The organism is Sphingomonas flavida, from assembly GCF_036663655.1.
GTDB lineage: Bacteria > Pseudomonadota > Alphaproteobacteria > Sphingomonadales > Sphingomonadaceae > Sphingomonas.
Genome location: NZ_JAXOJH010000002.1, coordinates 28,967 through 43,137, shown reverse-complemented (window position 1 = coordinate 43,137; position 14,171 = coordinate 28,967). Strand labels below are relative to the sequence as shown.

Below are 14,171 nucleotides of genomic sequence, written 5' to 3'. Positions count from 1 at the left end.
CCCTTGACCCTCCGCTTCCCCCGATCAGCGCAGCAATTTCGGATCGATCACCACATGCCGGATATGCTGGCGGTTCCAGGTATAGGTCACATGCACCAGCCCGTCGCGCGTCTGGATGACCGCCGGATAGGCATAGCCGTCGGGCATGGGCTTGCTCTCCAGCGTCAGGACGTTGCGCCAGCGCACGCCGTCGTCCGACAGTCCGATGTTCAGCGGCCAGCGCGGGCCGTCGCCCGGCGTGCCCGGTGCGTGTCCGGCATGGTTGTACACGATCAGCTGTCGCCCATCGGCCAGGGTCACGGCATCGGTGCCCGCATTGGGATTGGGCAGGTCGATCGCCGCGACCGGCGACCAGCTTACCCCGCCATCGCGCGACCAGCTCTGCGCCAGCGCACCTTGCCGCGTCCGCGCGACCAGCTCCAGCTTGCCGTCCTTGTGGAACAGGATGCTCGGCTGGATCGCCTCGATATGCATGGGCGAGGCGATGGCGGGGGTGACGGTCCAGTTGCGGCCCCGGTCGGTGCTGCGTTCGATGCGCAGCGACCAGATATTGGCCTCCGCCGTCCCCTCCTCGCGGCTGGACGGCGACAGCCAGGCACCATCGGGGGCGATGACCGGCTTGTTCTTGATCGGCCCGAGCACGCCGTCGGGCAGTCGTTCGGGCCGGCTCCAGTGACGGCCGCCATCGTTCGACCGGATGACCATGCCCCACCATGCGCGCGGCGACGGCCCGACCTTGTAGAACAGGTGCAGCGGCTGGCCGGGCGGCTGGAACAGCACGGGGTTCCAGGTGGGTTGACGCTGTCCATCCGCCGCCACGCCGTCCGCGACGGGGCGCGGTGCGCTCCATCCCCCGGCCTCGCGACGGGCGAACCAGATGCGGACATCGGGGCGGCTTTCACCCGATCCCGCGAACCAGGCGGCGGCCAGCGTGCCGTCCGGCAACTGGACCAGGGTGGAGGCATGCGCCTGAGGATAGGGGGCGCCCGCATCAACGAACTCCGACAGCAGGATCGGCGAGCGTCGTTCGGCCGCCGGGCTTGCCGTCGCCACGATCGCCATTGCCGTCGCCATCACGATCCGCATCATACCCATCCTTTGCATCCACCAGGGACCGCGCGGATAGCCGCTATCGCCGCATCTCGCCAGCGATGGTGGCGACCAGCGCGGCGGCGGGCATCGCGCGGGCGAGCGGTGCGCCCTGCCCCGCCCATTGCGCTCCATACCCCGCCTCGCCACGCGCCTTCGCCGCCGCGTTCAGCGCCTTGCCCGCATCATAGGCGACCGGATAATCCGGCACCGGCCCCGCCAGAGTCTCCGCCAGCGCGGTGAAGCGGTTGGCCAGGCAGCGCGCGGGACGCCCCGAAATCGCGCGCGTCATCACCGTATGCGCCGCCCCAGGTCCCAGCAGCGCGGCACGGTAAGCCGCATCCGCCGCACTTTCCGGGCACGCGATGAACGCCGTCCCCAATTGCGCCGCCGCCGCACCGAGCGCCAGCGCCGCCGAAATCCCCGCCCCGTCCATGATCCCGCCCGCCGCGATCACCGGCACCGCCATCCGCACCGCCAGCAGCCGGGTCAGCGCCAGCGTGCCCAGCTGGTCGTCTGGCGCATCGGGATCGAACAGGCCGCGATGGCCGCCCGCCTCGTGCCCTTGCGCGACGATGGCGTCCATTCCCGCCCGCTCGGCAGCTTGCCCCTCCACAAGCGACGTGGCGCTGGCAAGCAGACGGCATCCCGCCGCCTTCAGCGCGACGACCTGTGCCGGGCGAGGCAGGCCGAAATGAAAGCTAACCACCGCCGGTCGCGCCTCGACCAGCAGGGCCAGCATCGCTTCATCGTCGAGAAAGCTGGGATAGATGGCGTGCAACGTCGCGGGCGGGTTGGCACCATGTTCGGCGAAAGCAGGGCGCAGCGCGTCGCACCAGGCGGCCTCGCCCACCGGATCGCGACGCGGCGGCGCATGGACGAACAGATTGACGGCAAAGGGGCGGTCGGTGCGCGCCCGTGTATCGGCGATCATCGCCGCGGCGGCGTCGGGGCGGTTCGCCCCCAGCGCGATCGCGCCCAGCCCACCCGCCTTACAGACCGCCGCCGCCATGGCGGGGGTCGACACCCCCGCCATCGGTGCCTGCAATAGCGGCACGTCCAGGGTCAGCCCGTCCAGCATGACGGACCTTAGCGTGGCGCCTTGGCCCCCTCGATCGCAGCCTGCGGATCGACCGAGGGTGCACCCTTGGCGGGCGTGCCGGTATTGGCGATCGAGCCGGTGTCGGCGCGCGGGTCCTCCGCCACCTTGTTCACCGCCGCATCCGCACCATTGGCCGGTACGTCACCCGCCGCCGGTTCGGCCTTTGCCGCCGGTGCCGCGGGCAGCGGCAGGTTCGATCCCTGCTGGTTGAGATACAGGATCACGTTCGCTCGGTCCTGCGGATTGGACAGCCCGGCAAAGGTCATCTTGGTGCCGGGCGCGAATTTGCGGGGGCTGGTCAGCCACGCATTCATCTTGTCCCAGTCCCAGTTGCCGCCGACGCCCTTCAACGCGTCGGAGAAGGCAAAGCCCGCCTTGCCTTGCGCGATCGCCTCGCCCATCGTCGCATAGAGGTTGGGGCCGATGCCGTTGGCGCCGCCTTGGTTGATGGTGTGGCACGCCGCGCACTTCTTGAAGACTTCGGCGCCCTTGGCCGCGTCCGCCGTGGGCAGCAGCGAGGCGATCGGCACCTCGGCGGCACCGCCGCCCGCACCCTCGGCCTCCACGCCTTCGATCGCATAGCCCATTTTTTCGGGACGTTCTTCGTGGAAGATCATGCCTCCGACGATCGAAAGGCCCAATGCCGCGCCTGCCGCGCCCAGCACCCATCCCGCGATCGTATTGGTCTTTAGGTCCATCGCGTTTCGCTGCCCCGCCAATATCTCTCCTGAACGCCGACCTTAGGTGCGGCTTTCGCGAACGGCAAGTTTTGTGTCGGACGCCACACCTTGATCCGCCCCGCCGCCGTCTCTAGGCCGCTGGGCCATGGAGAATTATGCCGCCCCCGCCCGCCCGATCGTCGCAGGCATGACGACCGCCGCACTGGCCGAGCCGACACGCGCCGTCGCGTTCCAGGGGGCGCCCGGCGCCAACAGCCATGTCGCCGCGATGGAGGTATTCCCCGACGGCCTGCCGCTGCCCTGTTTCGATTTCGCCGATGCGCTGGACGCGGTGAAGACGGGCAAGGTCGACCAGGCGATCATCCCGATCGAAAACTCGCTGCACGGCCGCGTCGCCGACATCCACTTCCTGCTGCCCGAATCCGGGCTGGCGATCGTCGGCGAGCATTTCCTGTCGATCCGCCACGCGCTGATGGCGACGGGCACGCGTGACGAACTGGTCGAGGCGATGAGCCATCCGCAGGCGCTGGGCCAGTGCCGCCACTGGCTGCGCGCGCACGGGTTGCGACCGATCGCCTATGCCGACACCGCCGGTGCCGCCGCACGGGTGGCGGAGATGGGCGATCCACGCACCGCCGCGCTCGCTCCGCCCAGCGCCGCCAGGCTCTACGGGCTGAACCTGCTGGCCGAGGATATTTCGGACAGCGACAGCAACATGACCCGCTTCGTCGTGCTGGCGCGCGGCAACCAGCCGCCGGTCGGCGAGGGGCCGTGGATGACCAGCCTGATCTTCGAAGTGAAGAACATCCCCGCCGCGCTCTACAAGGCGATGGGCGGTTTCGCGACCAACGGCGTCAACATGACCAAGCTGGAAAGCTATCAGCGCGGCGGCAGCTTCGCGGCGACCGAATTCTACTGCGACGTGGTGGGACGCCCCGGCGAACCGGCGTTCGACCGGGCGATCGAGGAACTGGGCTTCCACAGCAAATGGGTGCGGATGCTGGGGACCTACCCCCAGGCACGGCGGCGGGGGTAACCTATTCCTCCCCTGCAAGGGGAGGTGGCACGCGCAGCGTCACGGAGGGGTGTCACCCTCTCGATAGCGGGGACACCCCTCCACCATCCTTCGGATGGTCCCCCTCCCCTTGCAGGGGAGGAGTTATTGGGCGGCCCACGCCTCCAGCAGCGTGTGCGCGATCGCATAGACCGGCGGCACGCCGAAGCGCGAGCCGTCGCCCGCCAGCGCCGCGCGAACCTCGTCCCGCGATACCCAGATCGCGTCCTCCAACTCGGTCGTATCGATGGTCAACCGGTCGTCCACCGCCTCCGCGACGCAGGCGATCATCAGCGATGACGGAAAAGGCCAGGGCTGGCTGGCGATGTAGCGGACATTGCGCACCCGCACGCCCGCTTCCTCGAACAGCTCGCGCGCGACCGCTTCCTCGATCGATTCGCCCGGCTCCAGAAACCCGGCCAGCGCCGAATAGCGCCCCGGCGGGAAAGCGGGCTGGCGACCGAGCAGTGCGCGGCCGTCATGCTCGGCGATCATGATGACGACCGGATCGACACGCGGGAAATGCTCGGTGCCACAGGACGCGCAGTGTCGCCCCCAACCCGCACGAAACGGCGCGGTCACCGCCCCGCACTTCGCACAGAAACCGTGCCGCGCATGCCAGTCGAGCACCGAGCGCGCCGCGGCATAGGTCGCCGCCTCGCCCGCCGCCAGCGCATGGAGCGCGGCGATCATCTCGAACGAGCGCCCCACCGCCGGTTCGCCGGTGATCCTCGCGAAATGCGGGATGCCGTCCTCGATGCCCAGCAGGACATGATCCTCCGGCACCGCGTCCGGCTCGATGGTGGTCCAGCGCAGGCGTCCCTCCGCCATCTCCGGCTGATAGTCGTTCAGGACCAGCAACCGCGCCGCCGGATCGGCCAGCGCGCCTGCGAACCCCGCCGGATCATGACGCAGCGGATCGGCACGATCGAGCCGCCCGCCGGTAAAGCCCAGCATGCTCACTTCGCCGTCCGCCCCAGATCCTGATACAGGGTCGCCGCCAGATCGCGGCGCAGCGGATAGCGATCGGCGGGGAAGTAATTGACCATCACGACGCCGCGCACATGCCGGGTCGGATCGACATAGGCGATGGTGCCCGCCGCCCCGCCCCAGCCATAGGTGCCCTTGCCCGGCCCGCCCGGCGTATCGGCCAGCGTCACCGATCCGCCCGCGCCGAAACCCATCGCCGCCTCACCCGACGCGCCGCCCGTCGTCCCGCCCACGCCGCCGAACGTCACGCCTTCGGGGAGCAGATTGGACATGGCGATGCGCACCGTCTCGGGCTTCATCACGCGAACGCCGTCCACCTCGCCGCCATTCTGGAGCATCTGAAGGAACCGGTCATAATCGCGCGCCGACATGACCAGCCCCGCCCCGCCATAGGGAAAGCTGGGCGGCTGGCGGAACACCGAGGTCGCGGCCGGGTCGACCGGCACCATCGTGTCGCCCAGGAAGGTGTAGTTGGTGACCAGCCGGTTCGCCGCAGAGGCCGGGACCTGCCAATAGCTCGACGTCATCTTGAGCGGGGTAAAGAGGCGCGTCTGAACGAACCGCTCGAACGGCATGCCCGACACCTTTTCGACCACCGCCGCCAGCACGTCGAGGCCCATCGAATAGCTCCACCGCGTGCCCGGCTCGGCGATCAGCGGCGCGGTGGCGGCGCGCTCGGCGAATTGTTGGAGCGTCGTGGGACGGGTCGGGCGGACCTTGGCCTCGACCTGCGCATTGGCGGCATAGGGCATCAGCCCCAGTCGCTCATACTCCTTGAGCAGCGGGCCCTTGGCGGTGAAGCTGTATCCCAGGCCCGCCGTATGGGTCATCAACTCGCGGATCGTGATCGGCCGGGTAGCCGGGCGGCTGTCGAGCGAGGCCTGCGGGTTGGTCAGCACCCGCATCTGCTTATAGGCCGGATAGATATCGGACAGCGGCTGATCGAGCTTCAGCTTGCCCTCCTCGATCAGGATCATCGCGGCCATGGCGGTGATCGGCTTGGTCATCGAATAGACGCGCCACAGCGTGTCGGGACCGACAGCGGATGCGTCGGGCGCGATACCGGTGCGTCCGGCCTGAACGAACATCGTCGGCTGTCCCGCCACCCCGATCGCCGCGACGATGCCGGGCATCTTGCCGCTGCGGACATAGGTCTGGAACAAGGCCTGCGTCGCGGGTAGCGCGGCCGGCGGCGCCACTGCGCGGCTCGGCACGGCAAGCTGCGCGGGGGCGGCGGCGCTCAGCAGGGACAGCATCGCCCCGCCCGTCATCATCACATGGCGCATCATCGGTATCAGGCCCTTTTCAACAGATCGGCTGCCCGCGCGAACAAGGTGGGCAGGCCCGCGGTTCCCAGATCGGCGATCGGCCACCACTCGCCCGGACACGAATCGTCCGGCGAACCATCGGTTCGTGCCAGCGCCAGTTCCAGCTCGAAATGGGTGAAGCCGTGCACGACCGTCTCGTTCAGCATCGTCCAGGGCCCCGGCCCCGGTGCGTCCTCCAGGCCCGGCCCCTCGTCCACCCAAGGCCCGGTCGGCAGCGCGCGCATGCCGCCCAGCATCCCCTTGTCGGGGCGGCGAACCAGCCAGACCCGGCCGTCGCGCTCGATCCAGAAGACGGTGCCATGACGATAGGGACGTTTCTTCTTCGGGGCCTTGGCGGGCAGCGTCTCGGCAATACCCTCCGCCCGTGCGCGGCAATCGTCGGCGATGGGGCAGAGCAGGCATTGCGGCCGCTTGACCGTGCAGATCGAGGAGCCCAGGTCCATCATCGCCTGCGCGAAATCGCCTGCGCGGGCGTCGGGCGTGATGCGGTCGGTCGCCTCGCGGATCGCAGGGCGCGCGCCGGGCAATGGCGTCCGGATCGCGAACAGCCGCGCCACCACACGCTCGACATTGGCATCGACCACCACCGCCCGCTCGCCGAACGCGATCGCCGCCACCGCCGCCGCCGTATAGGCCCCCAGCCCCGGCAGCGCGCGTAGCTCGGCCTCGGTCGCGGGGAAGCGCCCGCCATGCTCGGCGACCACCGCACGCGCCGCCTTCACCAGATTGCGCGCGCGGGCATAGTATCCCAGCCCCGCCCAGGCGGCCATGATGTCCTCGTCCGACGCCGACGCCAGGCTCGCCACATCGGGCCAGCGCTCCACCCAAGCGGTGAAGCGGGGCGTGACTGCCGCCACCGTCGTCTGTTGCAGCATCACCTCGGACAGCCAGACGCGGTACGGGTCGGCCACCTCCCCCGGCTTGCTGCGCCAGGGCAGGTCGCGGGCATGCCGGTCATACCAGGCGAGCAGCCGGGCGGCGATAAAGTCGGGCGATGATGAATGCTTGGCGTCCACCCGCCCGCTATGGCATGGAGCCCGATATGAGCAAGCGCGTCCGCGCCCCCCAGGAGCCGCCCCCCCGTTCCAACCGCCCCCGCGCGGTGTCCGAACTGCTGCCCGCGATCGGCGGCGCGGCCTTTCGCCGCTTTGGTTTCGTCCAGAGCGCGATCGTCAGCCGCTGGCCCGATATCGTCGGCCCGCGCCTGTCGACCGCCAGCGCGCCCGAGTCGATCCGCTTTCCGCAGGGCGAGAAACAGAACGGCGTGCTGACCCTGGTGGTGCGCGGCGCCCATGCACCGATGATGCAGCATATCGCGCCCGAGATCATCGAGCGGGTGAACCGCTTCTTCGGCTATCCGGCGGTCGCGCGGTTGCAGATCCGGCAGGGCGAACTGCCCATGGCCGCACCCCGCCGCCCCGCCCCGCCCAAGCCGCAGCCCGTGCCCCCCGAAATGGGCGACGGCTTGCGCCAGATCGCGGACCCGGAGCTTCGCGCCGTTCTCGAATCGCTTGCCGCGGGTGTCGCTGCGACGCGTGGCCTTCCCAAGGTATCGTGATGCGTCTTTTCCTGTCGCTGGCCGCGCTCGGCCTCTCGCTGACCCCCTTCGCCCTGTCGCCCGCCGACGCCGCGCAGGCGCGGGCCAAGGTCGACTGGACGACCCACATCACCCAGACGCCCGCCGGGGCCTATGTCATCGGCAATCCCAATGCGCCGGTGAAGCTGGTCGAATATGTCAGCTATACCTGCCCGCACTGCGCCGCCTTCGTTGCCGCTGCGACGCCGGTGCTGAAAGGGCGGTTCGTACGCTCGGGCTCGACCAGCGTCGAGATCCGCCATTACCTGCTCAACCGTATCGACCTGGCCGCCGCCCTGATCGCGCGCTGTGGCGGTGCGGGCAAGTTCGTCGGGCTGACCGAGACGCTGTTCGCCCAGCAGAAGAACTGGAGCCAGCGCGCTTTCGATTTCGAACAGGCCAATGGCCAGCGGATCGGCATGTATCCCCAGGCCGCGCAGATGCGCGCGATCGCCGACGGTGCCGGGCTGACCGCGATCGGCAAGGGCGCGGGGCTGAGCGATGCACAGATCGCCGCCTGCCTGTCGGACCGCGCCGCCACCGACCGGATCGTCGCGATGACCAGTTCGGCACCCGAATCGTTCGAGGGCACGCCGGGCTTCTTCATCAATGGCAAGCAGGCGCTGGGCGTCTTCGGCTGGGATCGCCTGTTGCCGCTGTTGCGCGCGGCCGGTTCGCGCTAATTCCCGTTTTTTCCTCGGAGCATATGTCGATGACGTCTCGTCTTCTCCTCCTCGCCCTGTCGCTGTCCGCCCCGCTCGCGCTGGCCGCCTGCGGTAGCGGCAACGGCAATGGCGATGCCAACAGCACCGGCCCCGCCGCCGCGCCGGTGGCCGCGGTCGCCGCCCCTGCGGGCAAGGACTGGACCCAGGTCGTCAGCAAGACGGCCGAGGGCTATGTGATGGGCAACCCCAATGCCCCCATCAAGCTGGTCGAATATGGCTCGCGCCTGTGCCCGGCCTGCGGCGCCTTCGCGCGCGAAGGATATGAGCCGCTGGTCAACAATTATGTGAAGACCGGTAAGGTCAGCTGGGAATTCCGCGAATTCCTGATCCACGGCGCGCCGGACCTGCCGCCCGCGCTGCTGGGCATCTGCGCTGGCGAACAGACCTTCTTCCCGCTGCTGGAGCAGATGTACCAGTCGCAGCAGGGCTTCAACGACAAGCTCCAGGCGATGCCGCCCGCGATGCAGCAGCAGCTGCAGAACGCCAAGCCGGTCGATGCGATCAAGGCGATGGCCGAGCAGATGGACCTGATCAACTTCGTCAAGCAGCGCGGCCTGCCCGAAGCCAAGGCGCGCGAGTGCCTGGGCAACATGCTGGAGATCGACCGCCTGACCAAGCAGACCCAGGATCGCGGCGCGGACGGCACGGTGACCGGCACGCCGACCTTCATCCTGAACGGCAAGCCGCTGAAGGGCGCGATCAGCTGGAGCGACGTCCAGGCGGCGCTGAAGAACGCGGGCGCATAAAAGGCGCGAGGGTTTTGGGTTACGTGAGAGGCGGTCGGGCGAAGGTCCGGCCGCCTTTTTCTATGCCGCCCCTGTTCCCCGGCGAAGGCCGGGGCCCAGTTGCCGCACTTTAGATGGCGCGCGGGGCGATGCATGGGAGGCCATAGCGAAAGCGGGTAAGAGCCTCCCGCGCTTTGTCCAATGCTCCCTCTAACAGCACCGAAACTGGGCCCCGGCCTTCGCCGGGGAACGGACATCAATTAAGCGCTCCTACGCCGTTTGCCCCGAGCGAAAGTGAAGTACGCCCCCCTCGTTCATGGCGAGTCGCGCAGACGATCCCTGAACGGCAACCCCAACGTGTCAGGCGCGGGCGCCGTCGTCTCGTTCTACGCCCCCTCCTGTTCCCTGGCGAACGCCGGGGAACAAAACCGCTTGAATGCTACCTCCCGTCATCGCCGTTCCTCGCGCCATCACCAGAAACACAAAAAGGGCCCGGGGATCGCTCCCCAGGCCCTTCTTCTTTGGCTGTGCCGCAAGGACAGGCCGGACCGGTTCCCGGCAGAGGTCGCCCCCCGCCGGTCGCCGATATCCGACTTAGAAGTCCATGCCGCCCATGCCGCCCATGCCGCCACCGGCGGGCATGGCGGGCTTGTCGTCGGGCAGCTCGGCCACGGTGGCTTCCGTGGTGATCAGCAGGCCCGCGACCGACGCCGCGTTCTGGAGCGCGGTGCGCACGACCTTGGTCGGGTCGATCACGCCGGCGGCGACCAGGTTCTCATAGGTGTCGGTCGACGCGTTGAAGCCGAACGAGGTGTCGTCCTGGTCGAGCAGCTTGCCCGACACGACGGCGCCGTCATGACCGGCGTTCTGAGCGATCTGGCGAACCAGCGCGGTCAGCGACTTGCGGACGATGTCGATACCACGGGTCTGGTCGTCGTTGATGCCCTTGACGCCGTCGAGCGCCTTGGTCGCGTACAGCAGCGCCGTACCACCACCGGGGACGATGCCCTCTTCGACGGCCGCGCGGGTCGCGTGCAGCGCGTCGTCGACGCGGTCCTTGCGCTCCTTGACCTCGACCTCGGTCGCACCGCCGACCTTGATGACGGCCACGCCGCCAGCGAGCTTGGCCAGACGCTCCTGGAGCTTCTCGCGGTCATAGTCGCTGGTGGTGTTCTCGATCTGCGCACGGATCGCCTCGGTGCGGCCCTTGATCGCGTCGGCATCACCCGCACCATCGACGATGATGGTGTTGTCCTTGTCGATCGTGACGCGCTTGGCGGTGCCCAGCATGCCGACGGTGACGGTCTCGAGCTTGATGCCCAGGTCTTCCGAGATCAGCTCGCCCGCGGTCAGGATGGCGATGTCTTCCAGCATCGCCTTGCGACGATCGCCGAAGCCCGGTGCCTTGACCGCTGCGACCTTCAGGCCACCGCGCAGCTTGTTGACGACGAGCGTAGCCAGAGCCTCGCCCTCGATGTCCTCGGCGATGATCAGGAGCGGACGGCCCGACTGGACGACGGCTTCCAGGATCGGGAGCATCGCCTGCAGGTTCGACAGCTTCTTCTCGTGGATCAGGATGTACGGGTCGTTGAGTTCGACCGTCATCTTCTCCGGGTTGGTGATGAAGTAGGGCGACAGATAGCCGCGATCGAACTGCATGCCCTCGACGACGTCGAGCTCGAAATCGAGACCCTTCGCTTCCTCGACGGTGATCACGCCTTCCTTGCCGACCTTTTCCATGGCTTCGGCGATCTTCTCGCCGACTTCACGGTCGCCATTGGCCGAGATGATGCCGACCTGCGCCACTTCCGACGAACCCGACACGGGCTTCGAGCGGGCCTTGATGTCCTCGGTCACCTTGGCGACGGCGATGTCGATGCCGCGCTTCAGGTCCATCGGGTTCATGCCGGCCGCGACCGACTTCATGCCCTCGCGGACGATCGCCTGGGCCAGGACGGTCGCGGTGGTGGTGCCGTCACCGGCGATGTCGTTGGTCTTCGACGCCACTTCGCGCACCATCTGGGCGCCCATGTTCTCGAACTTGTCCTTGAGTTCGATTTCCTTGGCGACCGAAACGCCGTCCTTGGTGATGCGGGGCGCACCGAACGACTTGTCGATCACGACGTTGCGGCCCTTGGGGCCCAGCGTGACCTTGACGGCATCGGCGAGGATGTCGACGCCCTTCATGATGCGCTCACGCGCGTCGCGCGAAAACTTGACTTCCTTGGCTGCCATGATGGCTACCCTTTCAATCTGAAATTGTCAGAAAAACGGAAAAAGAAGGACCGGTCGCTCAGCCGATGATGCCGAGGATGTCCGTTTCCTTCATGATGAGCAGGTCTTCACCGTTCACCTTGACCTCGGTGCCGGACCACTTGCCGAACAGGATGCGGTCGCCCGCCTTCACGTCCAGCGGGGTGACCTTGCCGTCTTCGGCCTTCGCGCCCGAACCGGCGGCGACGACCTCGCCCTCCTGGGGCTTTTCCTTGGCGGTGTCCGGGATGATGATCCCACCGGCCGTCTTTTCCTCGGCCTCGACGCGACGGACGAGAACGCGGTCGTGCAACGGACGAAAGTTCATTGCCATGTCCCTTTATCTGGCATGTTACACTTTTCTGGCACTCGAGCCATGCGAGTGCCAACACCCCGGATATGTGAACGGCGCCACTGGGCGTCAACGACCCGGCATTAAAAAATTTGGCGCCGCACGCCCGATCCGGGAACAAAATCCCCGTTTATGCCGCGTATTGGCTGCCTAATACGGGCCATTGCCCAGTCCTCGCGGCTGGGGTAGCGATGGGACATGACCGACGCTCGCGCAGACGCTCTTCCGCCCGCCTCCCCGCTCGACCAGGATTTCAGCCGACCGGGGCGCAGGCCCGGCAAGCGCAGCGGCTGGCGGCTGGTGCGCGGCGCATGGCGGCTGCTGGTGGGCATCAAGGACCTGCTGGTCCTGGTCGCGATGCTGCTGTTCTTCGGGCTGATCTTCGCGGCGCTCAATGCGCGGCCGGGCAGCAAGGCGATCACCGACGGCGCGCTGCTCCTGAAACTGGACGGTCCGATCGTCGAACAGCCCGAGGCGATCGCCCCGCTGGCCATGTTGACGAGCGGCGGCGACACGCCGCGCCAGTATCGCCTGCGCGACGTGGTGCGCGCGATCGACACCGCGCGCGACGATGCCCGCGTCAAGGTGCTGGTCCTCGACCTCGACTCCTTCGGCGGCGCCTATCCGGCCTCGTTGCAGGAAATCGGCGAGGCGATGACGCGCTTCCGCAAGGGCGGCAAGCCGGTGCTGGCCTATGCCACCGCCTATACCGACGGTGCCTATCGGCTGGCCGCCAACGCCAGCGAGATCTGGGTCAATCCGCTGGGCGGCACGCTGTTCACCGGGCCAGGCGGCAACCAGCTCTATTACAAGGGGCTGATCGACAAGCTGGGCGTCACCACCCATGTCTACCGCGTCGGCAAGTTCAAGTCGTTCGTCGAGCCCTATATCCGCGCCGACCAGAGCCCCGATGCGCGGGCGGCGGCACAGGCGCTGTACGGCACGCTGTTCGCCCAGTGGCGCGAGGCGGTGGCCAAGGCGCGGCCCAAGGCGCAGATCGACGCCTTCCTCACCCAGCCCGACCGCGCCGTGCTGGCCGCGAACGGCAACATCGCCGAGGCCAATCTGAAGGCCGGCCTGGTCGACAAGCTGGGCGACAAGCTGGCCTTCGGCAAGCGCGTGGCCGAGATCGCCGGTGCCGAGGCGAACAAGCCCGTCGGCTCCTTCCGCACCATTTCCTATGCCGCCTGGGTCAAGGCCAACCCACTGCCGACCGCAGGCGATGCGATCGGCGTATTGACCATCGCGGGCGACATCGTCGATGGCGAGGCGGGCCCCGGCACCGCCGCGGGCGAGACCGTGTCGAAGGCGCTGCTCGACGGGCTGGCCAAGAAGAACCTGAAGGCGCTGGTCGTGCGCGTCGCCTCGCCCGGCGGCTCGGTGCTGGCGTCCGAACAGATCCGCCAGGCGATCCTGGAGGCCAAGCGCCAGAAGCTGCCCGTCGTCGTGTCGATGGGCGGCCTTGCGGCCTCGGGCGGTTACTGGGTGTCGACGCCCGCCGACATGATCTTCGCCGAACCCGGCACGATCACCGGCTCGATCGGCATCTTCGGCATCATCCCGACCTTCGAGAACACGCTGGCCAAGATCGGCATCACCACCGACGGGGTGAAGACCACGCCGCTGACCGGCCAGCCCGACGTGCTGAGCGGGACGACGCCGATGCTCGACACCATCCTGCAGGCGGGGATCGAGAACGGCTATCGCCAGTTCCTGACCCGCGTCGCCCAGTCGCGCCACATGACGCCCGAAAAGGTCGACACCATCGCGCAGGGTCGTGTGTGGGACGGCGGCACCGCGCGCCAGATCGGCCTGGTCGACCGCTTCGGCAACCTGTCCGACGCCATCGCCGAGGCCGCCCGCCGCGCCAAGCTGGACCCGACAAAGGTCCATGCCGAATATCTGGAAAAGAAGCCGGGCTTCGCCGCCTTCCTGGCCGAAGGGTTCGAGAGCGACGATGACGGCCAGCAGGGCGGCGACGTCTTCGCGATCGCCGCCGCCGAGCGCCGCGCCGTCGTCGCCCGCGCGCTGGGCGACGTGACCCGGCTGGCCAAGGGCGGCTCGGTCCAGGCGCGTTGCCTGGAATGCGGCGGGCTGGGTCCGATGGCGAAGGCGGGCGATGCACGCTTGCTTGACCTGCTGATCGCGCGACTGGGCCTGTAACCTTCACGAGGAAGTGAGGCCGAACTCCCTCCCCTCCGTTCAGCCTGAGCGAACGGAGGGAGGGGTGTCGTGCAAATGGGCGTAGAAAGTTGGCCCTTCCCGAACCGCGCATCCCCGCGCTACGCAGGCCCATC

13 protein-coding genes are annotated in these 14,171 nt (G+C 68.2%); 5 read left to right on the top strand and 8 right to left on the bottom strand.

Annotated features, from left to right (window positions below; translation table 11 throughout):
- Positions 1-24 precede the first annotated feature (24 nt).
- Genes U1703_RS02330 through U1703_RS02320 form a run of 3 tightly spaced genes read right to left on the bottom strand, consistent with a single transcriptional unit; the run spans position 25 to position 2,889 of the window.
- Positions 25-1,086, bottom strand: a complete 1,062-nt coding sequence (locus tag U1703_RS02330; protein ID WP_332784438.1) for a sialidase family protein — start codon at positions 1,084-1,086, stop codon at positions 25-27.
- Positions 1,087-1,129: 43 nt separating this feature from the next.
- Positions 1,130-2,170 (bottom strand): NAD(P)H-dependent flavin oxidoreductase, encoded by a 1,041-nt coding sequence (locus U1703_RS02325; protein WP_332784437.1) that lies wholly within the window; start codon positions 2,168-2,170, stop codon positions 1,130-1,132.
- A gap of 8 nt (positions 2,171-2,178) precedes the next feature.
- Positions 2,179-2,889, bottom strand: a complete 711-nt coding sequence (locus tag U1703_RS02320; protein ID WP_332784436.1) for a c-type cytochrome — start codon at positions 2,887-2,889, stop codon at positions 2,179-2,181.
- 127 nt (positions 2,890-3,016) lie between these two features.
- Between U1703_RS02320 and U1703_RS02315 the strand changes: the two genes are divergently transcribed.
- A complete protein-coding gene (locus U1703_RS02315) occupies positions 3,017-3,907 on the top strand; it encodes a prephenate dehydratase (RefSeq protein ID WP_332784435.1) in 891 nt (296 codons plus the stop codon).
- Between the two features lie 123 nt (positions 3,908-4,030).
- Here U1703_RS02315 and nudC read toward each other — a convergent pair whose 3' ends face one another.
- From nudC to mutY, 3 genes are read right to left on the bottom strand one after another with little or no spacing between them, the layout of a single operon-like run.
- Entirely contained in the window at positions 4,031-4,882 is an 852-nt protein-coding gene (gene nudC, locus U1703_RS02310; protein WP_443025756.1) for an NAD(+) diphosphatase, read from the bottom strand.
- A gap of 2 nt (positions 4,883-4,884) precedes the next feature.
- Positions 4,885-6,201 carry a serine hydrolase domain-containing protein gene (locus U1703_RS02305; RefSeq protein WP_443025755.1) on the bottom strand — a complete coding sequence of 439 codons (1,317 nt, stop codon included), beginning with the start codon at positions 6,199-6,201 and terminating at the stop codon, positions 4,885-4,887.
- Between the two features lie 8 nt (positions 6,202-6,209).
- Positions 6,210-7,259 carry an A/G-specific adenine glycosylase gene (mutY, locus tag U1703_RS02300; RefSeq protein ID WP_332784432.1) on the bottom strand — a complete coding sequence of 350 codons (1,050 nt, stop codon included), beginning with the start codon at positions 7,257-7,259 and terminating at the stop codon, positions 6,210-6,212.
- Between the two features lie 26 nt (positions 7,260-7,285).
- Between mutY and U1703_RS02295 the strand changes: the two genes are divergently transcribed.
- Genes U1703_RS02295 through U1703_RS02285 form a run of 3 tightly spaced genes read left to right on the top strand, consistent with a single transcriptional unit; the run spans position 7,286 to position 9,290 of the window.
- Complete coding sequence (locus U1703_RS02295) at positions 7,286-7,801, top strand: DUF721 domain-containing protein (protein WP_320451765.1); 516 nt, start codon at positions 7,286-7,288, stop codon at positions 7,799-7,801.
- Complete coding sequence (locus U1703_RS02290) at positions 7,801-8,502, top strand: DsbA family protein (protein WP_332784709.1); 702 nt, start codon at positions 7,801-7,803, stop codon at positions 8,500-8,502. The genes U1703_RS02295 and U1703_RS02290 overlap by 1 nt, the downstream gene beginning before the upstream one ends.
- 29 nt (positions 8,503-8,531) lie before the next feature.
- Positions 8,532-9,290, top strand: coding sequence for a DsbA family protein (locus tag U1703_RS02285; RefSeq protein WP_332784431.1), 759 nt, complete (start codon positions 8,532-8,534; stop codon positions 9,288-9,290).
- 573 nt (positions 9,291-9,863) lie between these two features.
- On the opposite strand, the gene groL is transcribed toward U1703_RS02285, so the two are convergent.
- On the bottom strand, positions 9,864-11,504 hold the full coding sequence (gene groL, locus U1703_RS02280; RefSeq protein WP_320451763.1) for a chaperonin GroEL: 1,641 nt from the start codon (positions 11,502-11,504) through the stop codon (positions 9,864-9,866).
- A 58-nt stretch (positions 11,505-11,562) separates the two neighbouring features.
- A complete protein-coding gene (groES, locus tag U1703_RS02275) occupies positions 11,563-11,850 on the bottom strand; it encodes a co-chaperone GroES (RefSeq protein WP_332784430.1) in 288 nt (95 codons plus the stop codon).
- A gap of 222 nt (positions 11,851-12,072) precedes the next feature.
- Between groES and sppA the strand changes: the two genes are divergently transcribed.
- Entirely contained in the window at positions 12,073-14,037 is a 1,965-nt protein-coding gene (gene sppA / locus U1703_RS02270; protein ID WP_332784429.1) for a signal peptide peptidase SppA, read from the top strand.
- Positions 14,038-14,171: the final 134 nt, after the last annotated feature.